This window comes from Methyloceanibacter sp. wino2, assembly GCF_003071365.1.
Taxonomy (GTDB): Bacteria; Pseudomonadota; Alphaproteobacteria; order Rhizobiales; family Methyloligellaceae; genus Methyloceanibacter.
Window position 1 is genome coordinate 2,184,990 of the sequence record NZ_CP028960.1, and the last position, 25,635, is coordinate 2,210,624.

Annotated in this window: 36 protein-coding genes; 15 read left to right on the forward strand and 21 right to left on the reverse strand. The window is 60.7% G+C overall.

The annotated features are described in order from the left end of the window. The first annotated feature begins 35 nt into the window (after nt 1-35). The 6 genes from DCY11_RS10225 to DCY11_RS10245 all read left to right on the forward strand — a co-directional run bounded on the left by DCY11_RS10225 (nt 36) and on the right by DCY11_RS10245 (nt 2,792). Nucleotides 36-764: a ZIP family metal transporter gene (locus DCY11_RS10225; RefSeq protein WP_208430444.1), complete on the forward strand. Its 729-nt coding sequence runs from the start codon at nt 36-38 to the stop codon at nt 762-764. A 323-nt stretch (nt 765-1,087) separates the two neighbouring features. Then, nucleotides 1,088-1,225 (forward strand): hypothetical protein, encoded by a 138-nt coding sequence (locus tag DCY11_RS15565; RefSeq protein WP_159079939.1) that lies wholly within the window; start codon nt 1,088-1,090, stop codon nt 1,223-1,225. Between the two features lie 27 nt (nt 1,226-1,252). After that, entirely contained in the window at nt 1,253-1,474 is a 222-nt protein-coding gene (locus tag DCY11_RS10230; protein WP_108682799.1) for a hypothetical protein, read from the forward strand. Nucleotides 1,475-1,548: 74 nt separating this feature from the next. Further along, nucleotides 1,549-2,037, forward strand: a complete 489-nt coding sequence (locus DCY11_RS10235) for an MgtC/SapB family protein (protein WP_108683784.1) — start codon at nt 1,549-1,551, stop codon at nt 2,035-2,037. A gap of 51 nt (nt 2,038-2,088) precedes the next feature. Continuing rightward, on the forward strand, nt 2,089-2,322 hold the full coding sequence (locus DCY11_RS10240) for a hypothetical protein (RefSeq protein WP_108682800.1): 234 nt from the start codon (nt 2,089-2,091) through the stop codon (nt 2,320-2,322). Nucleotides 2,323-2,363: 41 nt separating this feature from the next. After that, nucleotides 2,364-2,792 (forward strand): hypothetical protein, encoded by a 429-nt coding sequence (locus DCY11_RS10245; RefSeq protein ID WP_108682801.1) that lies wholly within the window; start codon nt 2,364-2,366, stop codon nt 2,790-2,792. Nucleotides 2,793-2,923: 131 nt separating this feature from the next. On the opposite strand, the gene DCY11_RS10250 is transcribed toward DCY11_RS10245, so the two are convergent. The 4 genes from DCY11_RS10250 to DCY11_RS10265 form a co-directional block, all read right to left on the reverse strand. Beyond that, nucleotides 2,924-3,154, reverse strand: a complete 231-nt coding sequence (locus tag DCY11_RS10250; protein ID WP_108682802.1) for an anti-sigma factor — start codon at nt 3,152-3,154, stop codon at nt 2,924-2,926. Continuing rightward, on the reverse strand, nt 3,117-3,683 hold the full coding sequence (locus tag DCY11_RS10255; protein WP_208430445.1) for a sigma-70 family RNA polymerase sigma factor: 567 nt from the start codon (nt 3,681-3,683) through the stop codon (nt 3,117-3,119). Before DCY11_RS10255 ends, DCY11_RS10250 begins: the two co-directional genes overlap by 38 nt. A 149-nt stretch (nt 3,684-3,832) precedes the next feature. Continuing rightward, nucleotides 3,833-4,354: a hypothetical protein gene (locus tag DCY11_RS16180; protein WP_108682803.1), complete on the reverse strand. Its 522-nt coding sequence runs from the start codon at nt 4,352-4,354 to the stop codon at nt 3,833-3,835. A 43-nt stretch (nt 4,355-4,397) separates the two neighbouring features. Beyond that, nucleotides 4,398-4,688 (reverse strand): hypothetical protein, encoded by a 291-nt coding sequence (locus DCY11_RS10265; protein WP_108682804.1) that lies wholly within the window; start codon nt 4,686-4,688, stop codon nt 4,398-4,400. Between the two features lie 265 nt (nt 4,689-4,953). Between DCY11_RS10265 and DCY11_RS10270 the strand changes: the two genes are divergently transcribed. Beyond that, complete coding sequence (locus DCY11_RS10270) at nt 4,954-6,279, forward strand: helix-turn-helix domain-containing protein (RefSeq protein ID WP_159079940.1); 1,326 nt, start codon at nt 4,954-4,956, stop codon at nt 6,277-6,279. A gap of 91 nt (nt 6,280-6,370) precedes the next feature. On the opposite strand, the gene DCY11_RS10275 is transcribed toward DCY11_RS10270, so the two are convergent. From DCY11_RS10275 to DCY11_RS10295, 5 genes are all read right to left on the reverse strand, one after another. After that, the gene (locus DCY11_RS10275; protein ID WP_108683786.1) at nt 6,371-7,045 is read right to left on the reverse strand and encodes an endonuclease/exonuclease/phosphatase family protein; all 675 of its coding nucleotides are present in this window, start codon (nt 7,043-7,045) and stop codon (nt 6,371-6,373) included. A gap of 26 nt (nt 7,046-7,071) precedes the next feature. Beyond that, nucleotides 7,072-9,222 carry a VTT domain-containing protein gene (locus tag DCY11_RS10280; RefSeq protein ID WP_245409517.1) on the reverse strand — a complete coding sequence of 717 codons (2,151 nt, stop codon included), beginning with the start codon at nt 9,220-9,222 and terminating at the stop codon, nt 7,072-7,074. Between the two features lie 35 nt (nt 9,223-9,257). After that, complete coding sequence (locus DCY11_RS10285; RefSeq protein ID WP_108682807.1) at nt 9,258-9,749, reverse strand: bacterioferritin; 492 nt, start codon at nt 9,747-9,749, stop codon at nt 9,258-9,260. A gap of 250 nt (nt 9,750-9,999) precedes the next feature. Continuing rightward, a complete protein-coding gene (locus tag DCY11_RS10290; RefSeq protein ID WP_108682808.1) occupies nt 10,000-10,488 on the reverse strand; it encodes a cupin domain-containing protein in 489 nt (162 codons plus the stop codon). Nucleotides 10,489-10,525: 37 nt separating this feature from the next. Next, nucleotides 10,526-10,840 carry a nuclear transport factor 2 family protein gene (locus tag DCY11_RS10295; RefSeq protein ID WP_159079941.1) on the reverse strand — a complete coding sequence of 105 codons (315 nt, stop codon included), beginning with the start codon at nt 10,838-10,840 and terminating at the stop codon, nt 10,526-10,528. A gap of 102 nt (nt 10,841-10,942) precedes the next feature. On the opposite strand from DCY11_RS10295, the gene DCY11_RS10300 reads away from it, so the two are divergent. Next, on the forward strand, nt 10,943-11,278 hold the full coding sequence (locus tag DCY11_RS10300) for a winged helix-turn-helix transcriptional regulator (protein ID WP_371515003.1): 336 nt from the start codon (nt 10,943-10,945) through the stop codon (nt 11,276-11,278). Between the two features lie 161 nt (nt 11,279-11,439). Here the strand turns inward: DCY11_RS10300 and DCY11_RS10305 are convergent, their stop codons facing one another. From DCY11_RS10305 to DCY11_RS15945, 3 genes are all read right to left on the reverse strand, one after another. Beyond that, nucleotides 11,440-11,622, reverse strand: coding sequence for a hypothetical protein (locus DCY11_RS10305; protein ID WP_108682810.1), 183 nt, complete (start codon nt 11,620-11,622; stop codon nt 11,440-11,442). 330 nt (nt 11,623-11,952) lie between these two features. Continuing rightward, the gene (locus tag DCY11_RS10310; RefSeq protein WP_108682811.1) at nt 11,953-12,849 is read right to left on the reverse strand and encodes a hypothetical protein; all 897 of its coding nucleotides are present in this window, start codon (nt 12,847-12,849) and stop codon (nt 11,953-11,955) included. A gap of 128 nt (nt 12,850-12,977) precedes the next feature. Next, nucleotides 12,978-13,313: a hypothetical protein gene (locus tag DCY11_RS15945; protein WP_245409338.1), complete on the reverse strand. Its 336-nt coding sequence runs from the start codon at nt 13,311-13,313 to the stop codon at nt 12,978-12,980. Between the two features lie 113 nt (nt 13,314-13,426). On the opposite strand from DCY11_RS15945, the gene DCY11_RS15950 reads away from it, so the two are divergent. Then, nucleotides 13,427-13,840, forward strand: coding sequence for an LOG family protein (locus DCY11_RS15950; protein ID WP_245409339.1), 414 nt, complete (start codon nt 13,427-13,429; stop codon nt 13,838-13,840). A 37-nt stretch (nt 13,841-13,877) separates the two neighbouring features. Here the strand turns inward: DCY11_RS15950 and DCY11_RS10320 are convergent, their stop codons facing one another. From DCY11_RS10320 to DCY11_RS10345, 6 genes are all read right to left on the reverse strand, one after another. Beyond that, nucleotides 13,878-14,351 carry an Rrf2 family transcriptional regulator gene (locus tag DCY11_RS10320; protein ID WP_159079942.1) on the reverse strand — a complete coding sequence of 158 codons (474 nt, stop codon included), beginning with the start codon at nt 14,349-14,351 and terminating at the stop codon, nt 13,878-13,880. A gap of 218 nt (nt 14,352-14,569) precedes the next feature. Further along, nucleotides 14,570-15,187 (reverse strand): hypothetical protein, encoded by a 618-nt coding sequence (locus DCY11_RS10325; protein ID WP_108682813.1) that lies wholly within the window; start codon nt 15,185-15,187, stop codon nt 14,570-14,572. Then, nucleotides 15,153-15,431, reverse strand: coding sequence for a FeoC-like transcriptional regulator (locus tag DCY11_RS10330; RefSeq protein ID WP_108682814.1), 279 nt, complete (start codon nt 15,429-15,431; stop codon nt 15,153-15,155). The genes DCY11_RS10325 and DCY11_RS10330 overlap by 35 nt, the downstream gene beginning before the upstream one ends. A 50-nt stretch (nt 15,432-15,481) precedes the next feature. Next, entirely contained in the window at nt 15,482-17,812 is a 2,331-nt protein-coding gene (gene feoB / locus DCY11_RS10335) for a Fe(2+) transporter permease subunit FeoB (RefSeq protein ID WP_108682815.1), read from the reverse strand. Continuing rightward, nucleotides 17,812-18,048, reverse strand: a complete 237-nt coding sequence (locus tag DCY11_RS10340) for a FeoA family protein (protein ID WP_108682816.1) — start codon at nt 18,046-18,048, stop codon at nt 17,812-17,814. Before DCY11_RS10340 ends, feoB begins: the two co-directional genes overlap by 1 nt. Before the next feature lie 4 nt (nt 18,049-18,052). Further along, nucleotides 18,053-18,280 carry a ferrous iron transport protein A gene (locus DCY11_RS10345; RefSeq protein ID WP_208430446.1) on the reverse strand — a complete coding sequence of 76 codons (228 nt, stop codon included), beginning with the start codon at nt 18,278-18,280 and terminating at the stop codon, nt 18,053-18,055. A gap of 261 nt (nt 18,281-18,541) precedes the next feature. On the opposite strand from DCY11_RS10345, the gene DCY11_RS10350 reads away from it, so the two are divergent. The 5 genes from DCY11_RS10350 (at nt 18,542) to DCY11_RS10370 (ending at nt 22,714) form a co-directional block, all read left to right on the forward strand. Beyond that, a complete protein-coding gene (locus tag DCY11_RS10350; RefSeq protein ID WP_108682818.1) occupies nt 18,542-19,105 on the forward strand; it encodes a hypothetical protein in 564 nt (187 codons plus the stop codon). Further along, entirely contained in the window at nt 19,102-19,455 is a 354-nt protein-coding gene (locus DCY11_RS10355) for a hypothetical protein (protein ID WP_159079943.1), read from the forward strand. Before DCY11_RS10350 ends, DCY11_RS10355 begins: the two co-directional genes overlap by 4 nt. Nucleotides 19,456-19,545: 90 nt before the next feature. After that, nucleotides 19,546-19,950, forward strand: coding sequence for a hypothetical protein (locus DCY11_RS10360; RefSeq protein WP_159079944.1), 405 nt, complete (start codon nt 19,546-19,548; stop codon nt 19,948-19,950). A gap of 12 nt (nt 19,951-19,962) precedes the next feature. Then, on the forward strand, nt 19,963-22,215 hold the full coding sequence (locus DCY11_RS10365; protein ID WP_108682821.1) for a heavy metal translocating P-type ATPase: 2,253 nt from the start codon (nt 19,963-19,965) through the stop codon (nt 22,213-22,215). A gap of 82 nt (nt 22,216-22,297) precedes the next feature. After that, nucleotides 22,298-22,714 (forward strand): HMA2 domain-containing protein, encoded by a 417-nt coding sequence (locus tag DCY11_RS10370; protein WP_108682822.1) that lies wholly within the window; start codon nt 22,298-22,300, stop codon nt 22,712-22,714. 9 nt (nt 22,715-22,723) lie between these two features. On the opposite strand, the gene DCY11_RS10375 is transcribed toward DCY11_RS10370, so the two are convergent. The 3 genes from DCY11_RS10375 to DCY11_RS10385 form a co-directional block, all read right to left on the reverse strand. Further along, complete coding sequence (locus DCY11_RS10375; RefSeq protein ID WP_159079945.1) at nt 22,724-23,653, reverse strand: hypothetical protein; 930 nt, start codon at nt 23,651-23,653, stop codon at nt 22,724-22,726. 115 nt (nt 23,654-23,768) lie between these two features. Next, nucleotides 23,769-24,233, reverse strand: a complete 465-nt coding sequence (locus DCY11_RS10380) for an SRPBCC domain-containing protein (RefSeq protein ID WP_108682824.1) — start codon at nt 24,231-24,233, stop codon at nt 23,769-23,771. Beyond that, complete coding sequence (locus DCY11_RS10385; RefSeq protein WP_108682825.1) at nt 24,230-24,541, reverse strand: helix-turn-helix transcriptional regulator; 312 nt, start codon at nt 24,539-24,541, stop codon at nt 24,230-24,232. Before DCY11_RS10385 ends, DCY11_RS10380 begins: the two co-directional genes overlap by 4 nt. 105 nt (nt 24,542-24,646) lie before the next feature. Here DCY11_RS10385 and DCY11_RS16185 point away from each other — a divergent pair, with 105 nt between their 5' ends. Further along, nucleotides 24,647-25,624 carry a VOC family protein gene (locus DCY11_RS16185; protein WP_371515004.1) on the forward strand — a complete coding sequence of 326 codons (978 nt, stop codon included), beginning with the start codon at nt 24,647-24,649 and terminating at the stop codon, nt 25,622-25,624. The last annotated feature ends 11 nt before the right edge of the window (nt 25,625-25,635 follow it).

Genomic DNA, 25,635 nt, shown 5'->3' on the forward strand with positions numbered 1-25,635 from the left:
GATGCTGGAATGTTCAGAACCTTTTGGAGCGGTGGGTGTTGTCGTTCCAAATGGAAACCTTCGGAATCCTGTTGCTCTGCGCGCTTCTCCCGGCCGGCGGGAACTTCATCGGCAGCGTTTTGGCTGACAACGTTCAAACGCCGAAATGGATCGTAGGCGCTGCACTCCACGGCGCCGCAGGGGTTGCCATCGCCGTTGTCAGTATCGATCTGATGCCGCGGATCCTGCCCACCACGCCGACATGGGTTTTGGCCGGTACGTTCGTACTCGGCGCGGCGGCCGCGTTGGGCATGGCGCTTCTGGCACGAAGGATTGGCGGCGGGCGCGCCTGGATGGTTTGCGTCGCCGTTGCCGCAGACCTTACGAGTGACGGACTTATGGCCGGGGTCGGCGCGGCGGTGTCGAGCGGGCTCGGTCTTCTGATCGCCATCAGTCAGTCGGTAGCGAATATTCCCGGTGGGTTCGCAGCAACGGCAAGCCTCGAGCATGATGGCGTCTCCAGACGCGCGCGTCTCTGGGTGGCGGTGCTGCTCGCTACTCCCGCGGTCATCAGCTGTGGCCTTGGTTTTTGGTTGCTCAGAGATGCAAGCCCCGCGGTGCAGAACGCAGCGCTCATGGTCGTTGCCGGGCTCCTTCTGGTGGCAACAATTGAAGACGTTGTGCCGGAAGGAGACGCATCGCCAAGGCTGCCGCGCTGGGTTTCAACGGCAGCCTTTGCCACGGGGTTCGTTGGGCTCGCTGTCCTGTCGAAGTATTTCCGCTGATACGCGCTCGTATATCTGCGGGCGCAAATACCTGAAATACTCGATGAGTATGACGTGGCGCGTTTCGGCGACGCGAACTAGACACCCGATCCACCATCATTCAGCAAGTGTCCGAGCTCGTGGACCGGGAACAATCACGTCGATCCAGGGTTTTCATCCGACGCAGTAAATTGGGCTGGCGCCAATTGGCGCTAAGCGTCGCCGGGCTGCATTGCGACGCGCCTGAGTATCCTAGCCGGACTGGCTCTAAGCCCGGAGCATCTCGACTGCGGCGCTCGGCCCGCAGCAGAGCCGGTCAACCAGAACACCAAGGGAGAGCAATCGTGGACAAGGACGATGAACATATTGTTCGGAGCAAGACCGAAGCACGCCAAGGGCTGAGCACAGGAGTCATCTGGGTATTGGTGGGCTCACTGACCTTGGCGGTCATCGCAGCCGTCGTGCTCGGCAATTACTTCTAAGAGCCAGAACGCCAGTCAGGAGGAGTTATGACCGACAAGACCTACCCAAAGGAAACTGACGAGAAGTCCGAAGGCACGGAGGGTCATCTTGGACAGGTGAGGGCGCGCGAAGAAAAACAAAGCGAGGAAATGCTTAAGGAGCTGGGAGGCGCCGAGACCAAGAAGACTGGGAGAGACGAGCCGCCAAAGCTCGGTGACGACAAAGCCGAGCGCGAGAAGAGGAGCGACAAGAAGCTCAAGAACATGTGACGCGAGGTCTTCCCTAGGAGTGGGTGCATTCAGAGCAAGCGGTCGCCTGGCGCCAACGAATGGAGCAGGGCTATATGGAGTCAGTTAGCGAAGCAATTGCTGGTATAGACCAGCCAGGATTCGATCTCATCGACGTTGTGGCACGGCTCCTCGCGGCGGTCGGCGTCGGGATGGCGGTCGGACTCAACCGTGATTATGCCAACAAACCGATTGGCATGCGCACGCTTGGCCTCGTTTCGCTCGGCGCCGCGCTTGTAGCCATCACGACCGTTCACTTCAACAACTTGGTCGACCATCCTGATGCGTTGAGCCGTGTTGTTCAGGGCGTAATTCAGGGTGTCATGACCGGAATCGGCTTCATCGGCGCGGGTGTGATCATGAGGGATCCGAGCTCGCGCACGGTCGAGGGACTCACGACGGCGGCGACCGTCTGGGTTACGGCCGCGCTCGGTATCGCCTGCGGGCTTGCCTCCTGGCAGATCGTCGTTGTCTCCGTCGTGCTCGCCCTGCTTCTGCTCGTCGTCGTGGCTTGGCTCGAGGCGATTGTAGAGAAGATTCGGTGAGAAACGCTCGCGTGGATACTGCGCGCGCGAACAACTGAAAGGAAATCGACAATGGGCATTTGTGAACAATGCGGCAACGATTACGACAAGGCGTTTGCGGTCATTATGGGCGGCAAGACGCATCTCTTTGACAGTTTCGAATGTGCCATCGCGGCATTGGCGCCCGTTTGCGCTCAGTGCGGCGTGCGTGTGGTCGGTCATGGCGTGGAGCAAGAGGGTACGATCTTCTGCTGCGCTCATTGCGCAGAACGAGAAGGCGTTCACGGTCTTGTCGACCGTGGCTGAGCCGTGGAGCGGCCGAGAGTCGTCGGAGCCGAGGCGCTGCTATGAAGAAATATAGCGGCATTCTTTCTGAGCCTTTGAAACCGGATGATGGTCCGGAGGCATACTGGGAGCGAATCGAGGCGCTTGCCCGACACTATGAGATCGACTTGGACGACGATGCCGCATGGCTGCGGCTGATGTTTGAACTTTGTGCCGCGCACGTGCCTGGCTTCAAGATGAAGGAAGCAGACCTGCCGAGAGAAGGTACCGACGACCGCGATGCTGAAGTTTTGAGGGAGATGCTCTCGCGGATCAGAGAATACGGCTCGGTCCAGGAGGCGGCAACTGCCGTAGTACAGGCACGGCCGGATCTAGGATACGGCGATGCGAAGAGCTTGCGAGAGTGGTTTGGCGACTTCACAAACCCTGCAAACCGGCATTACGACAAGCGACGGGCTTTGGCGTTCATCATGGCGCGCTATGGGACTTAGTGCCGCAACGACACTCTGTTCGGCTCGCGTGGCGTATTTTCCGCTGGACCCTTGAGCATGGTCTCAGTCCCTATCCGGGGAGCCGTTAACGAGGCCAAAGACATTCCAAGAGAGAACTGCGCGCCAAGTTCTTACGGCTCGCGCGGCTTCTTCGTATCCAGCACCTGCTGAATCGTATCGGGAAGCGGCTCTTGTAGGACGTGTTGGCCCAGACCGCGCACGACGTCGTTGATGAGGACCATCCTCATGACTTTGTGCATGAGGTCCGGATCAGCTAGCAGGATCGCTGCAACAGCGGCACGGTCCTTCTGTGAGAGCCTCCCGTCAATGTAGGCGTTGATCTGTGCGTCCGTCAGACTCACGTCGGGTACCTTTGTCACTTCGAAACTGAGTATCGCAGCCGTCCATGATCTGGTGCAACCGCGTTCGGGCGCGAGACAACCGGGATTTTACCGTGCCGACGTTGACGCCCAGCCGCTCAGCCGTCTGCTCATATGTCATGCCTTGAATAGTAATCAGAGTCAGGACCTCTCGTTGTTCGGTCGATAGGGACATATAGGCAGCTTCAACAGTCTTAAGAATCATGCGCGACTCTTGTGGAGCATCTACCTGCTGCGAAGTTTGCAGCTTAAGAGCGCTGAACGACAAGCGTTCGCGCTTTTCGCGACGACGATCATTGTAGAAAACATTCCGTAGAATGACGATCAGCCAAGCTTGAAGATTTGTACCCGGTTGCCAGGAATCGATCTTTGCTATTGCGCGCGTCAGGCACTCCTGAACGAGATCCTCAGCTTCGGTGATGTTATGCGATAGCGAATGTGCATATCGTTTCAGCATAGGGATTTCCGACTCCAGGCCGGCTACGATCTTTTGTTGTGAAGGATCTAACATTGAACCTCTTCGTTGTCTGGTTGATGCATTGCGAGACGGCGATCGCGGTCTGTGCTAGGTCGCGTCTGTTTCCAAGCAATGCTTGATAGAGCCGGCACCTAAGAACTGCCAGAGCAGCTCGCCTAGTCCGGTACGCGTGCTCGACATGATTACGTTCCGTATCTTGGCACGCGCCCCTTGGGCCAGTTCTGTGGTGGCTCTCGCGTGACGGCTTCTTGACGTTGCCGGCGGCGAGCTTGGTGCGGGCGCGCATTCTGGAGCATTCTGTCGACAGCTCCATTGAGGCAGACAGCGATCTCCGCAGTCGGGCAAGCTACAATCTCTGCGGTAGCCTCGTGGGAAAACCCGATCGTTCTCACGAGAATAAGAATCTGCCGGAGCCTGACTGGCAGGGACAGTATTTCGCCGTGAAGCCCGTCTTCGACGGTCCACGAATTTCGTTTGGCGGCGTTCCGGCAGGCGGTGTTTACACTTCGATCAGCGTTGAACGCCTTGAACAGACAGATCGAGCATGAGCTGCCGGTCAGCTGGACGCCGTCAGACATAATGTTGTGCAATACCCGTTCGACAAGTGCGTCGCCCTCGTCTTGTCGGCCCACGATGCAAAACGCGTAGCGCCTAAGATTCGGGACCGCGTCTAACAAGTCGTCGCGATGATCGGTGACATACATGAGCAAGTTCCGTGTCTCGTAGCATTGCAGGGCCGCGCGCTACTCAGCGCAGAAACCTGTATGGCTTTGTGCCGTTTCCCGCGTGGCGGATTCGCTCGATCAGTCTTGCGACACGCAAATGGCGTGGGCCATCGTCCGATTCCTTGGCCTGCTCCCTATGCGTTTCCGCAGCATCGCTTAGGAGACCGTGGATCTCTTCCCTCCCTAGAACGCGCCGCTCTTCGAGGGAGATGAGCAGCGATTCCAGGATGGCGAACCCTGCGAGTGCGACGTCACGATCCAGCGTCACCAAGTGATCATTGTGGCCAAGGCCATCCTTGTTGGGCGTCTTCATGTTTGACCTCCGTTGCAAATGCTCGGTAACGCTCGTTCTTGGCTCTCATGCGCTCCACGCTAGAAGCCGGAACATTCCCGGAAGAAACTTGTTTCACTGCTTCCGATCAGTCTGATCTGCGCATGAGTCGTAGCGGCCACAGCCGCAGATCGCCCTGATCGAGGTTAGGATTGCCGTTGTTATTCTTCACCGAGTAGTGTCGGACCTGGCGAATTATTGCGCAGGATCAGCGCCGTACCGTTGGGTATTCACGGGAGGGATCGCATTGCGAAAATTGCCGCCGCTGGCAAAAATTATCCAGCGGCCCTCAAACAAGTTGGAACTATCAGTCGATCTGCATGAACTCTCGGACCGCTTGCTGCGAGGTGAGGGAACCGAAGCCCTTGCCGAAAGAATGCTCGATGCCCTCATGGAGTATCACGATGCCGACTTCGGCGACGTTCAGTTCCTGGCGCCAGATGGAAGTGGTCTCGAAATCGTCGCGCAGCGCGGTTTTGAGCGTGCCGCCTTATCGAAAATGCAGAACAGCGCGGGGAGGTCCCATAGTCAGGCCTTGAAGAACAAGTGTCCGGTCGTCAGCGAGGACATACAGAGCGATACCGATCTTGCGCAAAATGCGAATTCGCTAGCCAAGGCCGGCGTTCGCGCTTTGCAGTCCACGCCACTGCTCAAGTCCGACGGGCACGTCATTGGCGTCATATCGACGTACTTTCGAAAGCCCCATCGGCTTCCGGTTGGCACGATGCAGGTCACGGCCCTGTTCGCGCAGCAAGGCGCCAACCGTCTGGCCAATGAGCCGCCACATCGTGGGGGATCCGGAGCAGCACGCGTGCCGGGACGACGGGACGGAGCCGACGAGCACCACCATTCCTACGACGGAGAGTATGCGCCGTTCTTTCGTAAGGTCGCTCAGTTCTGTCAGCTGCGAGCCGATGAGATCCCCGTGTTGAGCGGGATGATCCGGGAGACCCGTGATTTTGATGCAGATACGGAGTTTGTCAGGGAAGGCGATTCGCAAGACGACTGTCTGATCGTGCTTGACGGATGGGGATGCAAGTACAAAACCCTGGAGGACGGCACACGGCAGATTATCCACTTTCCCATTCTCGGCGATTTTGTCGGCGTGCATGCGCGGCTTTTCAAAGCCGCAGATCATTCATTTGCGACCATTACGCCCAGCAAGCTCGGCGTCTTTTCGGCGGAGCGGCTGCAAGAAGTGATTCAGAGCCACCCCCGGCTCGGTCAGGCAATTTTGTGGAGTGCCGCACGCGACGAGGCAATCATGGTCGAGCACTTGGTCAACGTGGGGCGGCGCAATGCAATCCAGCGCTTGTCGCATTTTCTGCTCGAGATATGCAAAAGAATGGACTTCGCGGGGCTGGGTGCGGGTGGGGACTATAGGTGCCCTCTCACGCAGGAGCATCTTGCCGACGCGCTTGGTCTCACGAGCATCCATGTGAACCGGGTTCTCCGGCAACTGCGTGAAAGGAACTTGGTGTCGCTAGAAAAGGGCACGCTTCATATCAAGGATCTATCGAAGCTTTCAGAACTTGCAGCGTTCGACCCCGACTATCTCGACCAATCGAATTGACCAAGTGCTGCAAGGTCTGGGTGGACGTCGCGATTCCATGCCCCCATTGACTAGGCACCTGAATATGCGGCGAGGGTCTACGCGCTTTGCACTAGAGTTGCGTCACCGCTAGGTCGGCGATTACCGGCAGGTGATCGGAGAGACGGCGGGCGTTCCTGTCCGTGTACATGCCGTGGACGGCCTCGCGGGGCCGGCAGTAAATGCGGTCAAGGCGCAGCAACGGAAGGAAGCTGGGAAAAGTGCGAAACCGGCTGCGTCCTGGCAAGACTCTCGCGAGCGCCGACCGCACAGAACCGACAAAAAGCCAGTCATTAAAGTCGCCGAGTATTACCGTGGTCATGTCGGCCGCACCGATTAGCGTCAGCAACAACTGCGCCTGCTGGCGACGTTCGCCGATGCTGAGTCCAAGATGAGTGGCGACCACGCGCACTGGGCCGGCAGCAGTCTCCAACTCGGCTTGGATAGCGCGGCGGGGTTCGTGCTCAGGCGCGGAGATATCGTGAATCTCGCTCCTTATGACCGGGTAGGAGCTGATCAGAATCTGCCCGTAATGACCATCGGCAGTGACAATCGAATGCGCGGGAATACCATGTTGGCCCAGCGCACTCTGAAGGAGTGCAAAAGCGTCTTCGCCCTTTGGCGGACGGCGTGAATCGACTTCCTGCAGTGCGACAATATCTGGCTTCCAGCGGCCGATCAGGGCAATCACGCCGGCCAGGTCGAAGCCGGGATTGAACCCGAGTGTGCCGTTGATATTCCAGGTCATGAACCGGATGGTCTGCGACTTCCTGCTCACGAAGATTCACTTGAATATTTGGAGACAAGAGCCTGCAGACCAAAGGGCAGTGCTATCCACGCCGCCAATGCCAGTGTCAGCCACAAAAGCGATTTCAGGCTGGGCTCCATCAGAACCTCAAAAATCTGGTGGCCGACCGCAGCCAGTACGGCGATGCCGGGCAGCATGCCGACCGCTGTGCCAAGCACAAAGTCCAGAGCACGAATCTGGCTGGCGCCGGCGACCAGGTTTACGACGCCGAACGGGGCGATGGGTACTAGGCGGATCACCGCTACGGCTAGCACCCCTCTCTTACGCACACCGCGGCGAATGCGGTTGAGCCGCGGACCAAGCACGTCCGTCAGTGTCCGACTACCTATCAGGGCACCGATGCCGAACGAGATGAGTGCGCTGAGTAGCGATCCGGCCGCCGCATAGGCGAAGCCGAGCCAGGGGCCGACGGCAGCGGCTGTAGCTGCGATCAGCACAGTGACTGGAAAAAGCAGCACGCTGGCCACAACGAATACGGCGAGCACCACCAGCGGGCCCCAGGGCGTTGTGGCAATCCACTCCAGCGCATTGCGCACCGTCTCGGGCTGGGCAAGATCGGATAGCGGAGTGAGATGCCAGGCCATCACCAGGGCGAGCACTACGAGGCCAGCGAGGCAAACCTTGACAGTGCTCGACAGCCCGCGCTGCTGGACGCCTGTGTCTATAGCGCTGCCGGTGAATTCTTCGGCCCCAATCGGACGCTCGGGATCGGCGATGCGTTCCACATAGACGGCCCATTCGTTGCCGTCTGCTCGTCCATCATCGATCGGCCGAAGTCGGTGTCCGTTCGCGGCCAGTTGGTCGGTGAGGGCGACAAGTGAGGGGTTCTCGGCCAGCGCCGCCGCCACGGCCTTGGCTCGAGTGCCGCAGTGGTGGCCGATCAACTGGTTGCGGATCGCGGAGATCGCCTCGCGCTCATCGGCGTGCCGCGCCTCGAATACTATGTCGCATTCCGTATCCGTGCCCATCGAGCGGTTGTTGAGATTGGCAGAGCCAACGCGGAGCAGGCGATCATCGACTACCATTACTTTGGAATGGACCATGATGCGCATGGCGCGATTGCCGTCGCGCACCTCCGGGGCGACGACCCGTACGCGTTCCGCAATGTCATGCTGCATCAGTTCCCGCATGAAGCGGATGCGGCCGTTACGCATGCTGCTTGCCTCGAGCCAGGAGGTGTGGCTTGCCGGCGTGACAATGACCACCTCCAGCCGCGGCCGTTTGCGTAGCCTTTTGGCCAGCGCAGCGGCGAGCGGAATCGAACTGAGAAATTGGTTCTCGATGTAGATCGTGTTCTCCGCGGCGCCAATCGAGTCATAAAATAGCTGCTGCACTTCGTGCACTGCCTCCAGCTTTTCGAACGGTGGCTGTGTGCGTGCGATGCCGGCTTCGGCGTCGAAGAAGTCGGGTTCGACATGTTCGGGCCAGGGATCACCAGAGGCTTCGACCGGAGGAATTATTTCGCGCGCAGCGGACTCCCAGCGTGCTCGCGCGAGACCAGCAAGAGCGCCCGCCGCGTCACCATCGACGAGCATCTGTATGTCGTGGAAGGGACCGTAGGATTCACCGGCTGGGTCGCGTCGCAACGGCTGATCAATGCGATGTTCGGATGTGTCCCAGCGCCGCACGGTAATGTCGATGCCGCCGGAGAATGCGACTGCATCGTCAACCACGACCAGCTTTTGGTGGTGCGAAGAGCCGATCGGCACTGCGTCGTCGAGGCAAAGTGTAACCCGCCGGGGTGTATTCCAGCGCAGCGAGTAGACGGGAAACGGCTCCCTCTCTGCGGCATAGAGTAAGGCGAAGTCCCATAGGAGTAAGTTGATCTCGAGCTCTGGCTTGTTTTCGACGAGCGCTGACAGAAAGCCGCCTAAGTCCTCGGGGTAGCCGTCATCGGCGCGGCCAGCCGGACCTACGAGACGGGTGCGGCTATGGATGTCCCATCCGATGATGAAGACCCTGCGTTCGGCCTTCAGTAGGGCCGCACGCATGGCGCCGAAATAGTGTGCGGGGTCGATCAGGACGGCAGCCCGCGAGAAATGCTCGATGCGCCAGACATTCTCACGTGGGCGCAGAATCCGATTGTCCGAGAGCGTATCGATTCTACGAGCTTTCACGGCTGCCAAGAGTTCATTCCAGCTGCGCCTCTCAGCTAGGGCGCGCCATCCTCACCCACCGACGAGACTTGCCGGGCTACGTAGAGCTGATCGCCCATCAGGTTCATGAGATCAAACTGCTCTTCTACGAAATCAATGTGCTCTTCTTCCTGCCGAAGTATCCGCATGAAGAGATCGAAAGAGCCGAGATCTCCAGCTTTCTGGCACTCGTTCGCCGCCTTATCGTAGTACTCGCGCGCCTCGCATTCCATCCGGTGCTGGGTTTCGAATATCGAGCGAACACTTTCCGGCCGATCCACTGGGTCGATTGTCTGCATGTCAGGCTCGCCCTCGAGAAACAGCATTCGAGTGAGGAACAAGCTGGCGTGCTCCCGCTCCTCATTGGTTTCCTCGCGCATTCTCGCGGCGAGGCGGTCTATCCCCCAATCATCGAGCCTTCGCTCCTGATACAGGTACGTATTGATCGTTGTGAGTTCCATCGTCAGTGCGCGCTGAAGATGTTCTAGCGAAACGTCTGGACCTTTCATCGGCGAGTACTCCCTGTTTCGATGGTGAATTCCTACCAATCGAACGAAAACACTCAGAAACGGTCGATGTTCCGCGACTCTTTCGAAGCCTCAGTGGTGGTCAAACGTCGGGGAATCTAACCAGACGACGTCTTCCTCATTTCCGAGGGTGTGGACGTCTGAGTATGGGGGTAGAGTAGGCGCTGCTCTGCCCTATTCCTAGGGCTGCTCCGTGAAAGAAGCTGAAGTCGCTTTGCGAGTCTGTGTCGCTCTACCTGGGTTCCCGACGTGGATCGTCCTTGGGGTCGATATACGATATGTCCCATGGGCCAGTCGCAATAAGCAGGGCCACCGACTCCTCCTCATTCCAGAGGTAATGCGGATGATCGGCCGGCAGCATGAAGCTCGATCCGACGTCGAGCATCTGGCCGTTCTCGCGATCGAGCTTTTCGCCGAATCCATTCGCGACCTTTCCCTTGAGCACTGTCACGACCTCGGTGAACGGGTGTGTTTGGGCAGGGATGACGTACTCCGCGGGAAACTTAAGATAGGCGATGAACACCCCAGCCTTGCTCGGGTCGCCCACGACAAGCGCACTCTTGGCGCCCTTCGGGAGGATCGGCTCATCCTTCCAGTCAATCGCGCCTTCCTCGAATACCTGATGCGCATCGGCTACCATGCGGTCGATCTTCTGATCGTCCTGCGCAAAGGCCGGGCTAGCCAATGCCCATAGAGTTGCGGCTACGACTAGAAGCCTCATCGAGATCCTCCTTTTGTGATGTTGGCTAGATGGACCTTTATGCAATCACCAATGCGGCAATTTTCTCGCCCTCTACTCGGAAGGCATGCTCGAGCTCAACAGGGCTTCCTGGGAAATCGCCCCAAACGCGGCAAGTCACCACTGCGGTGTCCTCACTTTGGCTCAACGAGATAACGTCCTGCTGGAAGTTGATTGCACCGACGTTTTCGCGCCAAAGCAGGATTTCGTCCCGACCGCGATAGGTTCGTCGCTCGTCGGTGACGACTCCGTCCTCGGTAAAGCAGTCGGCGATCTGGAAAGGTGTGAGGGCAGCGAAATAATGAGCGATCGGTGTGGGGAGTGCATTTGTCATCGCGTGGGTCCATGTCATTTGCGATGGCGACTATCTGTGGGTAATCTAACCATATGACAAGTACGCACGAGAAAGTTGGGTACTTACCGCTCGGTAAGGTCGATGATGAGCGCTCGTAACTACACGCGCTTCTCGGCAGCCGAGGGGGTCGAGAATGCCTTGAAGATGCTGGAAGGGCGCTGGAAGCTGGTCATCCTGTTCCACCTGTTTGGCGGACGCGTCATGCGCTTTTCCGAGCTTGAGCGTGCGATCCCGGAAGTCTCGCAGAAAATGCTGATTCAGCAGCTGCGCCAGATGGAAGCCGATGGCATCGTCTACCGAACCGTTTATCCGGAAGTACCGCCGAAGGTCGAATACGGTCTGACAGAATGGGGGCAGGCTCTCTGCCCAGCGCTCGATGCGTTGCTAACCTGGGCAGAGACCCGTCCAGCGAGTTGATCGGAATCTCAGGATGCTGCGTTTTGAGCTTTGACGCTTGGCGTCCGTTTTGGGTCATTGGCGGATCAGCGCAACGCCACAAGAAATCGGTCAGCGGCGTTGCCCGCTCGTAGCACCCAGCTCGTCTAGGGGCACGTAATCTTGGGCCCGTTCGTTGCGGCCTAACTAGTATGTGGACCACGCATCGAGCTGATTGCGGCCTGGATGCGCCGCCAATCCTCGGCTTGCTTCTGGTCGCCCTGCTTCTCGAACTCGGTTGCCTTTCGCGCTGCTTCAGCCTCGGCCATTTCGCCATGCGTGCCCAAGAAGCGCCGCGCATAGTCGTGGATTTCGTTCATATTCATGGAGACACCTCCCCAATATGACCCATCGTCATTGTAGCACGTCATGCCGCGCCAGCCGCTTGAGCCGTGTCCAATGCATTCTTTTTCTGCCCCGCAAGCTAGGCCTGTCCGCTGTGGGTCAGAAGCGGACTCGGAGTTGCAAAGTTACTTATGCCCGCTTCGCTCGCTGAAGCGGACCTCAACCGCGACGTTCACGAACGCGAAGTCCCGGAAAAGGAATAGGACAGCTGAAAAGCTGGCCTATTCGGCCCTATACTGTTCCCGTCGCGAGTAATGAAGCCGCGTTCGGTAAAGGTGGCTTCGAGCCCCCGCAACCAATCCAACAACGTTCTAGTCCCGCAATAGCAGCCCCGGAAAATGGGAGCTGCAGGACATGACGTGGGTGATCGCCTCCCGGTCGTACTCGTCGCCCGAGCGGTATGTGTCGAAGTAATCGTTCAGCCGCCTCACGCGTTCGGGCATGGCCCCCACCGCCTGCAAGCCGACCGAGACGCCATAATTCGCAAAGGCGATGCGTACATGCGGCGCATAGGGTTCGCGGCAGAAATAGCCGTCCTCGATCCACATCCGATCCAACATCGCCCGCGACCGGCTGCGCTGGATCTGCGCCCATGGCTCCTCCGGAAAGAACTGGGTCATCCACAGCATCATCCCAAGCCCTAGGTCTTGGCTGATGACGAGGTCGCCGGCCACCGCGTCGATGAGTTCCTTCATCTCGGCGATTTCCGGCGCCAATTCCACGTCGTCGAGAAGCCGGTAGGCCACATAGCCGTCGAAGGCATCGAGTGCGCCAAAGCCGAAGCCCGGTTCGGGGCCGCTGAGGTCCTCTTTCATCTTCCAGAAGACACCGCGCTTCGGCACCACGAATGGCCCGTGGATTTCGCGCGCCAGCTTGATCCCCTCCGCCCGGTAGGCGGGATCGAAACGGCCCATCACGTGGAGCGCATAGAGCCACATGGCGAGGTAGTGGAAATACTGGCCGTGGCGGTCCGGCGCTTCGCCGATGCGAATGCCGCGGTCGCGTCCGAGAACGCGCCGGACGTCGCCAATGACCTGAGCGGCTTCGTCGAGATATTTCTGCTGCTGCAGCGCCTCGTACAGCGACGCGAGAAGGACGACGCCGAAGGCGTCCGTCCAAAGATAACGCAGGCCGTTCGGCCAGATGCGCTCAGCCCGCATCCATGCGAGCTTGTCCACGACGTAGTCGGTATCTTTGAGCCCCTGCATCGCACAACCTCGTCAGGGAGCGGTTTGCCGCCAACGCACGCGCGCCGGCCGGGCAGCTTCTATGTGGAGCCGATCCCGTCTTGGCGCCTTGATTGGCGTCAAGGGCGCCTGCTGGCATAGGATGATACCTAGCCGATATCGCCTGGACGTCTCCCATGGAAAACGACGCTTTCGACCCCGAGAGCCAAAAAAGACTGGCGCTCGATCAGCTCGTCGCGCTGGACGTACACAACTGTCTCGAAGGCGATGAGATGCGCCCTTTGCGTCTCGCGCTGGAGTTCATGAAGGCGGACCGTGCGCTGATCGACGAGGCGATTGCCTCGACGGTCGTCGTCTTCGGCAGTCACCTGATCGTTTCCCCCGAGACGGCCGATGCCGCCTTGAGCCGAGCCACGGACCCCGTCAGCCAGGCCCGTGCCGAGCAGCTGCGCACCATGTCGACTTGGTATGACGAGGCGCGTCATTTTGCGCGGATTGTCTCGGAACGCGGCGGTGCGCTCGCGTCGAGCGGTCCACGTCACAATGTCCTGGCGACCGGCGGCGGGCCTGGAATCATGGAGGCGGCCAACCGGGGGCCATGGACGCCGGTGCCCCGAGCATCGGCTTCAACATTGTCCTGCCGGAGGAACAGCACCCCAATCCCTACATCACGCCGGAGCTCAGCCTCTCTTTCCGGTACTTCGCCATCCGCAAGATGCACTTTGCGATGAGGGCCCGCGCGCTTGCGATCTTCCCGGGAGGCTTCGGGACCTTGGATGAGCTGTTCGAAATACTCACGCTGAAACAGACTCAGAAGATGGCGCCGATTCCGGTGATCCTGTTTTCGCGCGCCTATTGGACAAACCTGATCGATTTCGGCGCATTGGTGGAGCGGGGCACGATCCGGGAAGACGATGCGGGCTCGTTCGAAATGGTCGACAGCGCCGAAGAGGCGTGGGCTGTGCTGTCCTGTGCAGGTCTCTTGACCGAACCTCCGTTGCGAGAGCCGTAGGCCAGTTCGACTGCTCAGTCGGCGATCGGACGGCTCATCAGGCGACGACTTTGCGTTTCCGTGAGCGGGGCTCCTCGGCGACCGTGCCGAGGACATTCGCCTGTCCACCTTTCGAACCCGCAAGGTCGGCGATCGTGTGGAGATCCAGAACGCTGATGAAGGCTTCCAGCGCATCGCCCACGACTTGATTGATCGGCGTTCCGGCTCTCTTGGGCGCGGAGCGGGCGGTGCCCCCTTTGCGGGCCGACCTGATCCTGGCGGCTTCCGTAACCCGGACCACCTCGCCGATACTGATCTCATCGGCGGGCCTTGCGAGACCCAAGCCGCCGGAGCGCCCACGGACCGTCTCGACGAATCCCGCGCGCACCAAGCCCGGTACGATCTTGGCGACGTTGTACTCGGTAATCCGCTCCGCGCGCGCGATATCGGCTGCCCGAAGCCGCTTCGTACCGGCGCGGGCGCAACGCACGAGAATGCGTATGGCGTGATGGGTTTGTTTGCTCAGTTGCATAGGCGTCTCGGCACCATACATACCAAATCATCCTGGCCGAGTGGGATAATTTGGCAATGGCCCGGCAAGGCGGCGATTCGCCCAGGCAGGGCCGGATCGGATCGGAAAACTCTTTAGAAGTAGATTTCTACTCTACCACGAGTCGGGCAGCCCGACGATGTTCCCTCTCCAAGGCCCGTCGGAAAGTCCAACAATCGCTCGGGCAATTTGAGAAGCCGTCAGGAGCGGGCGTCGTGAAACTGGGCGCGATCTTCCCGCTGCACGGCACAACCGGCACACAGAAGGACGAGATCGCGCGCATAGGCATGGTCCTCTTGCCGGCCGGCACCTGGCGCGGTCAGAAACACCTCGATGCCGACATAGAGAAAACGCGGATTGCGCCAGACGATTTCGGGAATGTAGGTCCACACGACAGGACGTAATTCCTGGTCCGCCGGTGCACGAGACCCGTTTGTTTCGTGCGACACGATCTTGAGCCGCCGTATATCCGCATCCTGTGCCGCTGAACCATGCGCACGGTCTGCCAGCGCGTGGTCGAGGCAACTCAGGAAGTCTTCGCTGTGGCAATAGATATCGGCACACCGGCCGCTCTCGTTGAGACCCGTATGGATATCGATCACGGGCCCGGTTCGCCGGTGCAGTTGCTGGAGAACCTGCTGGTACATCTCGGCATGGCGAATGCGATATTGGAACTCATCGTCCGGCGTGGGATTGGCGTTCTCCAGACCCTTGTCCACGCGGAGCACGTCACAGCGGTCCCCGAGAAGCCCGGTCAGGCGGTCCCCGAAGGCGAGTTCGTCCCTATGAACGCCGATCAGGAGAAGCGGCTTTTCCATCGTCTCCATCGCCCAGCCACTCGTAGATCTCGAAAGACGTAGCGCAACAACTGCCGCAGGTGCCACCCGTCGAGCATTTGTTGCAGCTGCATCCGAACTCGAGACGCTTTACCTTGCCCTTGCGGATCCAATGATCGAGCATGCCCCGCAAAGCGTCCGGCTCTACATCGTAATGTGTCGAGAGGTCTCCGATGCTGGCGGGGCTATGGGTCTCGAGGTAGTTCTTCAGATCAAGAAGCAGCATCGGCGTTCGTTATCTTCCGTGCGGTTGGGTTTCGGCACGCGGGTTGGGCATCACGCGCCCCGGAGTGCGGGGAGCCGGTGATTTTCGTGGGTGCCGTAATAACGCATGCCAAGAAACGCCGCGACAAAGAGCGCGAGTATCCCGCCGATCCACCAAGCAGAAGACACTGGATCCTGCGAGAACGTCGCGGCCTGATAGAAAAGCACAGCGACACCGTATGCGAGCGCGGTCGTCCACACGCTGACGAATATGGCCCAGGCCGCGCCGATTTCACGATAGACGGCGGCGGTGGCCGCGACGCAGGGCATATAGAGCAAGATGAAGAGCAGATAGGCGAAGGCGCCAACCTGGCCATTGAAGAGGTTCGCCATCGATCCAAAGATACCGGCGCTTACTCCTTGCTCCTCCGCCGCGCTAGCCGGTGAGCTGACATCGCCGATGTCCATGCCAAGCGGATCCTGTGCCGTACCGAAGGCATCCCGAAGGTTCGGTCCGATGCTCTCGAATGCCGCCTGAAGGCCGCCCCAGAAGTTGAACGCGTCTTCGCCCTCCTCGGAGCCGGGCTCGGCGTCGTTCGCGGCCATGCTGGAGTAAAGCGTGTTGAGCGTGCCGACCACGACTTCCTTGGCGAGCAGGCCGGTGAAGATACCGACTGTCGCCGGCCAATTTTCCTCCTGGATGCCCATTGGTTCGAAGATGGGGACGAGTCCGCGGCCGATCTCGGACAGTACCGAATCCTCCGAATCCTCGTGGCCGAAACTTCCGTCGGTTCCCCATGAGTTGAGGAAGGCGATTACGACGACCATGGCGACGATCACCTTGCCCGCGCGCAGAATGAAACTCTGCAACCGGTCCCAGGTGCGCAGCATGATGCCTTTGAAGGTCGGCATGTGATAGGGCGGCAGCTCCATCACGAAGGGAGAGGTCTCACCGCGCAGCAGCGTGTGCTTGAGCATCAGCCCGGTGAACACCGCGGCGAGAATGCCGATCAGATACAGCGCGAAGACGAGGTTCTGCCCGCCGACCGGAAAGAACGCCGCCGCAAAGAGGGCATAGACCGGAAGCTTGGCGCCGCACGACATGAAGGGCGCCATCATGATGGTCATGGTGCGGTCGCGCTGATTTTCCAGCGTCCGGGCGGCCATGATCGCCGGCACGTTGCAGCCGAATCCGACAATCAGCGGAACGAAGGATTTGCCGGGCAGGCCGATCATGCGCATGAGCCGGTCCATGACGAACGCGGCGCGCGCCATGTAACCGGAGTCCTCTAAGAGCGAAAGGAAGAGGAATAGGCATGCGATGATCGGGATGAAAGTCGCGACGGTCTGAATGCCGCCGCCGACGCCCGTCGCGAGCAGGGTGACGACCCAGTCGGGGCTGCCGATGCTCTCAAGGAGATGGCCGAACCCGTCGACGAAGATGGTGCCTGCGGCAATGTCGAAGAAGTCGATGAACGCGCCGCCGATGTTGATGGTGAACATGAACATCGCGTACATGATGATGAGAAAGATCGGGATGCCCAGCGTCCGGTTGAGGATGACGCGGTCGATGCTGTCGGACACGGTTTTGTTCAATTGCGTGGTCCGGCGGACGGATTTCTGTGTCAGGCCGTTGACGAAGTCGTAGCGTCCGCTGGCGATGAGCGTGTCGGCATCGACCCCGAGGTCCGCCTCGATCTTGTCCCTTTGGCGCGCAGCGATCTTCTCCGCTTCCGAATCGAGGGTGCCCGACGCGCTTTCGTCGCCCTCCAGAAGCTTGACGGCGAGCCAGCGGGACGATCCGCTCGTTGCTGTCTCGGTGATGTGCGGGAGCAGTTCGGCGAGCGCCGCCTCGACCTCCGGCCCGTAGGTGGGCGTTTCCCGAACCGGTTGCGCCTCGCTCGCGGCACGGACGATCTCGGCCTTGAGGTCATCGACCCCCTTTTCGGCCGAAGCGACAATCGGGATGACCGGACAGCCTAGCCGCTTGGACAATTCATCGATATCGATCTCCAAGTGCCGCGACTTGGCGATGTCGACCATGTTGAGCGCCACCACGATTGGGGCGCCCATCTCCAGCAACTGGGTGGTGAGATAGAGATTCCGCTCGATGTTCGAGGCGTCGATGATGTTGACGATCAAGTTCGCGCCGCCCTCGACGACGTAGTCGCGCGCAACGCGTTCGTCGAGAGAGACGGATCCGCCTGCGCCGTCGAGCGAGTAGACGCCGGGCAAGTCGACGACCTCGATTCGCTGTCCGCGATAGGCAAAGCCCCCGACCTTCTTCTCGACGGTCACGCCCGGCCAGTTTCCGACGCGCTGTTGCGTGCCGGTCATCGCATTGAAGAGCGTGGTCTTGCCGCAGTTCGGATTGCCAACGATGGCAATGCTCACCTCATCCATTAAACGATCCTCTCGATCTTCAATGCGTCCGCTTCGTGCTTGCGCAGGCTGAGCGAGAAACCGCGCACCTTGATCTCGACGGGATCGCCGAGCGGGGCCACGCGGACAACGTTGATCTCGGTGCCGGGCGTGAGTCCCATGGCGAGTAGCTTCTGCCGGTAATGTTGTGCGCCCTCGTTGAAACCGATCACCGAAGCCCGGTCTCCGACCGACAGGCCGCGAAGCCCTTCATCCATTCCTTCACCTCGTTTCGACATCGCTGACAGGCACGACCAGGATTTTTCTCGTCACGTCGACTCCGAGAGCTAACCGAAGGTCTCCGAGGCCGACCACCATGCGCCCGTCAGTCTGGCGCTGGGTAACGGTCAGTTCCTTGCCGACCACAATTCCGAGATCGAACAATCGACGTTGATCATTCTGATCGCCCGACACGGCGACGACTTTGACCCGCTCATCAGTGGCGGCCATTGCCAGCGGTAGTCCCCCTGCACTCATAGTCTCGGCACCAAGCGATCCATCATCGTCCCAAGCATTGACACGCAACCGCCCCGCACGCCAGATTGTCGACAAAATAAGTCATATTTTTTGTCCCTATAAACTGATCCCGGTCAAGGCTCGGATGTTCAAGGGGACAATATCCTGCCAAAGAGGCGTGCCGTTGCACGGTAACAACAGCGAGTGAGTGATCGACGCATGAGTAACGAGACCGGTCCCGGCGCAGAGAACCGAATGGGCGGGCAACCAAGCGGTCAATTCGGAGGCGATGGCGGCGAATCCGATGAAAATGGGATGCATGCGGAAGGCGCGCTTCCGTTCGGTTGGTACTATTTCGGACCCGAGCCCCCAACCTTTCAGGCTCCCGGTAATCCCGGTTATGGACCTGGCAGCGCGCCGGGAGCGATGCATGGTGCGGCGTTTGGTCCCGCAGGCGATCCTTACGGTGCCGCACCTGGCGCGCACGGTGGCCAGGGATACGAGACGCACGACAAGACTGCCGCGTACATGGATGCGTTCGACCGGTTGTCGCGCGGACAGGTCGACGCGCAGACGATCCGCAAGCTTCTCTCGCTCGATGACCAAGAGTTCTGGAAGGGCGCGCTGATTGGTGCAGGCGCAGCGCTTCTTGCGACGAACTTGCCCGCTCTCAAGACCATGCTCGCCGGAGCCTTTGCAGGCGGCGGTGCGGCCAATGGTGGCGAGACCAAGGGTGGCGACACAGATGCTAAGAAGCATGCGTCCGAAGCGGACGCCCGCGGCGGATCACATGCCGACGACAAGGAGACGAAAGAGTGACCTATTCCAACAATATTCAAAGCTACGGCTACGCTGTACCAATGCTGCCGGCCGGTCCCTATTTGCTGCGCACGGGTGCTGCCGGTGCCATGATCGCAGGCGGTTGGGCCGCGGTGACGGATCTTCGCCGCATGCGCGAGGGTGAGATTTCCCGCGACGACGCCATCAAGCACACGGTCACCAACGCAGCAATCGGTGCCGGTGCGGGCGTGCTTGCCGGCACGGCGGCGCATCTTGCGCGGAACCATCCGCTGGCAGGTGTCGCCGTGGTGTTGGCTGCCGGCGCCGGAGCGCTCTACCTGGCTGGCCAGGAGAAGTCCGAAGAACCCACGGGCGAGACGGGCAACTAGCACCGTCGCCCCAGCACCAAATGCCCTTCGGCCCGAGACGGACTCGGGCCAGGACGCAGTCAATAAAGACGTAATCACAAGGAAGTCTCGATGAGTCCTCACCCCCACATGTATCAGATGTATCCCGGTAACCCGAACGGCGGGCCGCAAGGCGAAGCCCAGGGTTATGCTCAAGGCTATGGCAATGGTCCGCATTGGCATCAGCACGCGCACCCCTACGGTCCGGGCCACGCGGCAGGTTACGGCCCGGCGGCGCCCGGCCAAGCCCCGTCCCAGTTCCCGACTCCGGGGGCGCTCGGCCTGCTCAACAACCGGTTCGTCACCGGCATGCTCGTAGGCAGCGCGCTGACCTATGTTCTGACCAACGAGCACATTCAACGCGCGGCCATTCGCGGCATCACGCAGGTTTGGCTCGGCATCCAGGGCGGCCTCGAGGAGACGAAAGAGCGCTTCCGCGACGCGGAGTCCGAGATCAAGACCCATCACGGGGAATAGCGCGGTCGTCTGATGCCTCTTGAAGCTTCCGCATTGTCCAGCGGCGACAACGTACAGCCGCTTCACCAGCGGCGAAACACGGTCGTGGTTGCGCACGCGTCGCCCAAGAGACTGCGTCTCAAGCTGCCGTTGCTGCGGCAGCCGCGGCTGGATGTGGGCCATCTGACGAGCCACATCTCCGAGTTCGACGGCGTCGAGTCGGTCCGCATCAATGCGGCCGCCTCCTCCGTCGTCATCGGTCACGACGGAGAGGCAGCAACCCGGTCGGCCATCGTCCACCGGCTCGAGACGCTCTCGCATGACACGCTTCGATTCCTCAACGGTGACAGCGAACCGAGTATTACCCCGCTTGCGTTGCGCGCCGCGCTGCTTCTGGCTCTTCCCGTACTGCCGGCCACGCTCGGCAAGGCCCTTGTCTGGGGTGCAATCGCGCCGCGTGTCTTGCGGGGCGTCTGGTCGTTGTTCGCGAAGGGTGTGTCGGTCGAGGTGCTCGACGCCACGGCCATCTCGCTCGGCGCCGCGCAGGGCCGAACTGGCACGGCCCTTCTCACCGACGAACTCATGGCGACCGGTGACTATCTCGAGGAGACCACCGAGCGCCATTCCGAGGATCTGCTGTCACATCTGCTCTACCCGCATCCGGCGTCTGCTTGGATTGTACGGGACGAAGAGGTGGTGAAGGTTCCATTCTCCGACGTGCACACGGGCGACATCGTCGTGGTTGGGGCAGGGGAGCTGATCCCGGTCGACGGTGTGGTTCACGACGGCGTGGCGCAGGTCAACCAGGCCTCCGTGACGGGCGAAAGCGTCCCCGTCGGCAAGGAGACCGGCGATCAGGTCATCGCCGGCAGCGTCGTCGAGAGCGGACACATCAGGATCGAGGCGCACCATGTGGGCGACGAAACGACCACGGCGCGCATCGCCGCCTTCATTCATGAGTCCCTGACCGCGAAATCCGATACCGAGCGGGTCGCGGAGGACTTCGCTAACCAGCGTGTCCTGACGACACTCGGACTTGGCCTGGCGACGTTCCTGCTGACAGGGGACATCACGCGCGTGATGTCCGTCTTGCTGATCGACTATTCCTGCGCGGTCAAGCTGAGCGCGCCCGTGGCGATCCGATCGATGATGTCGGAGGCCGCAAACCGGGGCGTGCTGATCAAGGGCGGCCCGAGCATCGAAGCGCTGTCGAAGGTGGATACGGTGGTGTTCGACAAGACGGGGACGCTGACGCGCGGCGATCTCGCCATTACCGACATCGTCCCGCTGATGCCGGAGCTTCTGTCCGAGGAGCGGCTGCTGGCCATGGCCGCATCCATCGAAGAACATTCGCGCCATCCGGTGGCGGCAGCCATCGTGCAGGCGGCGCGCGAGCGCGGCACCGATCATGTCGCCCATGAGGATATCGACGTCGAGATCGCCCATGGGCTGAGGACGCGCGTGGACGGCCAGGAAGTGCTGATCGGCAGCCGGCATTTTCTGCAGGATCACGAGAACATCGATCTGCACGCGCATGAGGATGCCGCGCGGGCGCTCTCCGCCGAGGGCAAGATGCTGCTCTACGTCGCCTTCGGCGGCCAGGCTGTCGGGCTCATCGCGCTCCGTGACGAATTGAGAGCCGAGTCTGCCGACACGGTGAAGCGCTTGCGCGCGGCCGGCGTCGAGCGGCTGATCATGCTGACCGGCGACCGCAAGGAGCGTGCCGAGGCGCTTGCTGCTTCGCTCGGCCTTGACGGTGTCTTTGCCGAGCTCCAGCCCGAAGACAAGGCGGAGATCGTGCAGAAGCTCCGCGACGACGGACATCACACGGCCTTCGTGGGAGACGGCATCAACGACGCGCCTGCCTTGGCCACGGCCGATGTCGGCATCGCCATGCCGCGCGGCGCCGATATCGCGCGGGCGACCGCCGACATCGTGCTGCTTCAAGACTGCCTTGGCGGGGTGGCGGATGCGCGGGAAGCCTCGCAGACTGCCATGGACATCATCCGCAGCAATTTCCGCGCGGCGATCGGCGTCAATACGGGGCTCTACGTGGTGGCCTCGATTGGCTGGCTCGGTCCGGTCGCGGCTGCGACGCTGCATAACGGGACGACACTGGGCCTGCTGGCGCGTGCGCTGTCGGCCAGCCGTTTCCCTGAGAGTGCGGGCGAAGAGCCTCGGGACATAACGCCGGTGGACGAAGCGCCGCAGGACAAAGTGCTGGTGGACGAGACCTCCGAGGCCGTCGCCGGTGACAATCACAATGCCGCCCCGACGATCCACTAAGACGGGGCGTGCAAAGTCGTGACGAACCTGTCAATCTCGGTGGGTAGGATCGTACCTAGCCGCGGCGGGTGAGGAGGATCACATGGTCTATTGCGTTCATCACGTCCCCGGGCGTGCGCGCTTCAAGGTTCCGCGGATCAAGCAAGATCGTGCCTTCGCGGAGGAACTCGAGAGCAAGATTCTGAGCCTTGAGGGCGTTCATCGCGTCGAGGTCAATCCTTCGGCGCATTCGGTGATCGTGCACTACGACATTGTCGTCAATCCATTGGGTGACGCGGTTTCACACATGCATGGCGGCAAGCCGCCGATCGACATGACGGGCGGTGACCCGGGCGTCATTCCGCTCAGCGCCAAGCCGGGCGCGGGGCCGATCGACAAAAAGGCCCACGAGGACATATCGCGCGGTGTCGGCCAGATCGTCGGCCAGGCCGTGTTCGCCACGCTTGTGCAGCGGACGCTCGAGCGCAGCCTGCTGTCGCTGCTGACCGGTCTGCGCTAAGGCGCCGCATCAAGCGACGGCTTCGGCCATTTTCTTCGCGGGTGTCTTGTCCGGCAGATCCGTGGGAACGTGCTTCAACAGCTCGAAATCGATGAGCGCATAGTCGAACGTGCCGTCCCGCGCGACCAGTTCGATCCCGCTTCGGCGCGGACGCAGGATCAGATGGCGCGGCTTGTGATCCAGGACGACAAGGTCGTGGGCGCGCAGATCCATGTTGGACCGATGGTAGAGCGCCTGCAGGTCCTCTGCCGTCAGGAAGCCGTCGGTATAGAGCTGGACCGCATCGAGCCCTTTGACCCACTGAAAGAACAGGATGTAGTCGCGCTTCAGATGGAGTGTTACGGGCACGTCGGTGCCGTGCTTTTCCTGGTCCGCCTTTAGCCTTGCGACGTGCTGGGCGAACAGACCCTCTTTGCGGCCTAGCTGCCAGACCTTGTATTCGCGCGGCGGACTGTAGATGGCGAGCGGCCGCTTCGTCTTGATAGGCGGGCGGTCTGGGCAGAAAGGACCGCGACGCAGTTCCGTCAGCAACCCGAACTCCTCGAACGGATCGTTGAAACAGGCATTGTCGATGACCGAACGGGGGACAAGTTCCGCCACGGGTTTGTCCACGAAGATGGGAACGTCCTGTGCGACCCGCGAGAATTTGACGACGACGTCCTTCGTGGCGCCCACGGGAACGACGATCGGAACGCGGTACACGGTTCCGGTGCCATCGAGCTTCTGGCCCGTCTCTTGATAACGCTGATCGATGAACCAGGCCTTGGGCAGGGCACGCTTGGAAAGCCCCCAGCCGTAGCGGGTCAGGAATAGTTCGCCGCCACCAAGGAGGCAAAGACGCGCATAGTCGACGCCATAGGCGCGCGCCTTGTATTCTGGGGGCAGGTCGTCGAAGGCCACGTGAAGCAGTTGGCACGTGGCATCGTCTAGGAGAGGCATCGAAGGCAGTCCCTGGATCATATTCGGGCCGAAAGGGCGCCGCGCGGCAGTGCCCTAGCCAGCTGCGACACTCTAGCATGCCCGGGAATAGTCCGTGGAGGGCGCGTTTTCGCGATCAGCCGCGCAGTAGAATCTCGGCTGCCCGCTCCAAGCTCTGGGACCAGCCGCCATTGGCGAGCATGCGATAGTCGGCTGCAAGGCCTTGCTGTCGCAGGACGATCTCTGTCGTCTCGCCATCGCCTTCGAACGTGATGTCGACGTGGGAGGGGCCTGAGGGTTCGCGAACGTCGTCGGGCATGTCCGCGACACAGTGTTCGGCGACCTCGAAGGCAAGACGGTGGGGCCGCTCGACCTTTGTGTATGTGCCACTCATCGGACATGAAGCGCCGGACGGAGCCGTCATCTGGAAAAGGAACCGGCCGCCGACGACCGCGTCGAGCTCGATCACCCGGGTCCGGTAGCCGTGCGGTCCCCACCACGCTTCGACAAGCGCCGGCGTGGTCCAGGCATCGAACACCGCATCGGGCGAGGCATTGATGACGCGGCGGATTTCCAGCACGTCTTCAGCCGCAACGGTCATTGTTTCTTTCCCGCAATCGTTTGGTCGAGGCGCTCCAAGGAGTCATTCCAGAAGATGCGATAGGCCTCAAGCCAATCGCTGAGTTCGTGCAACGGCGCGGCCGACAACGAGCAGACCCGCCGCTGTCCCACACGCTTGCGCTTGATGAGACGCGCGTTCTCCAGAACGTCCAAATGGCGTGAAATCGCCGATTGGGTCAGCTCGAATTTTTCGACTACTTGTCCGACGGACATATCCTCATTCCGGAGATATCCGACGATCGCGCGTCTCGTGGGATCCGACAAAGCGGCAAATGTTGCATCCAGCATTTATCACCTATTGCTCATATGATTATATTTCTATAGCGTGCGCTCGGTGAATTCAAGAACGGATCGGGGGCCGCCCGATCGCGCAAGTATCGAGGGAGGCCGTCAATGACGGACACGAAATTCCGGGAAGACGGGCTCACGCTCGAAATTCAGTGCGATCTCGATGCGCCGCGGAGCGCTGTTTGGTGCTGCTGGACGGAGCCTGATCTGCTCAAGCAATGGTTCTGCCCGAAGCCATGGCAGGTTACCGAGGCCGACTTCGACCTTCGTCCCGGCGGCAGAATGAACACCGTCATGGTGGGACCGGACGGCACGCGAATGGACAACACGGGGATCTGGTTGGAGGTCGTTAGCGGAAAGCGCCTTACGTTTACCGATGCCTATTCCGAAGGATTCGTGCCCCGCGAGTCGTCCTTCATGACGGGCTATGTGGAATTGTCGGATGCGCCTGGCCAGCGGACGAAAATGGTCTGGGGCGCGCGGCACGGCAAAGCCGCCGACAAAGAGGCTCATCTCGAGATGGGCTTCCGGCAAGGCTGGTCTGCGGCGGCGGCACAACTCGAAGAGTTGGCGCGGTCTCTCGCAAACGGCGCCGGTACCACGTCTTCGCCGATGACGTTCAAATCTAAAGTTCGCACGTGTCTCTGGTTCGAGAGCGGCGGGCAGGAGGCGGCTGAATTCTACGTGTCGCTCCTGCCGGACAGCGGGATCGACGGCATCTATCCGCACGGGCAGCCGGACGATCCGATGGTCGTCGAGTTCACGCTCGCCGGCGCGCCGATGATGATCCTCACCGCCGGCCCATATCACAAGCTGTCGCCCGCGGCATCAATCAGTGTTCTGACGAAAGATCAGCGGGAAACCGACCGTTTGTGGTCGAAACTGATCGAAGGAGGTGGCGCGGAAAGCAGATGCGGCTGGCTGGTCGACCGGTTCGGCGTTTCCTGGCAGATCGTGCCCGAAGCGCTCCCACGCCTGCTCGGTCATCCGGATGTCGAGGCGGCAGGACGTGCCCAAGCGGCCATGATGCAGATGACCAAGATCGATGTCGCCGGGCTCGAAGCAGCGGCGGCAGGACAATAGGGAGAACTCCG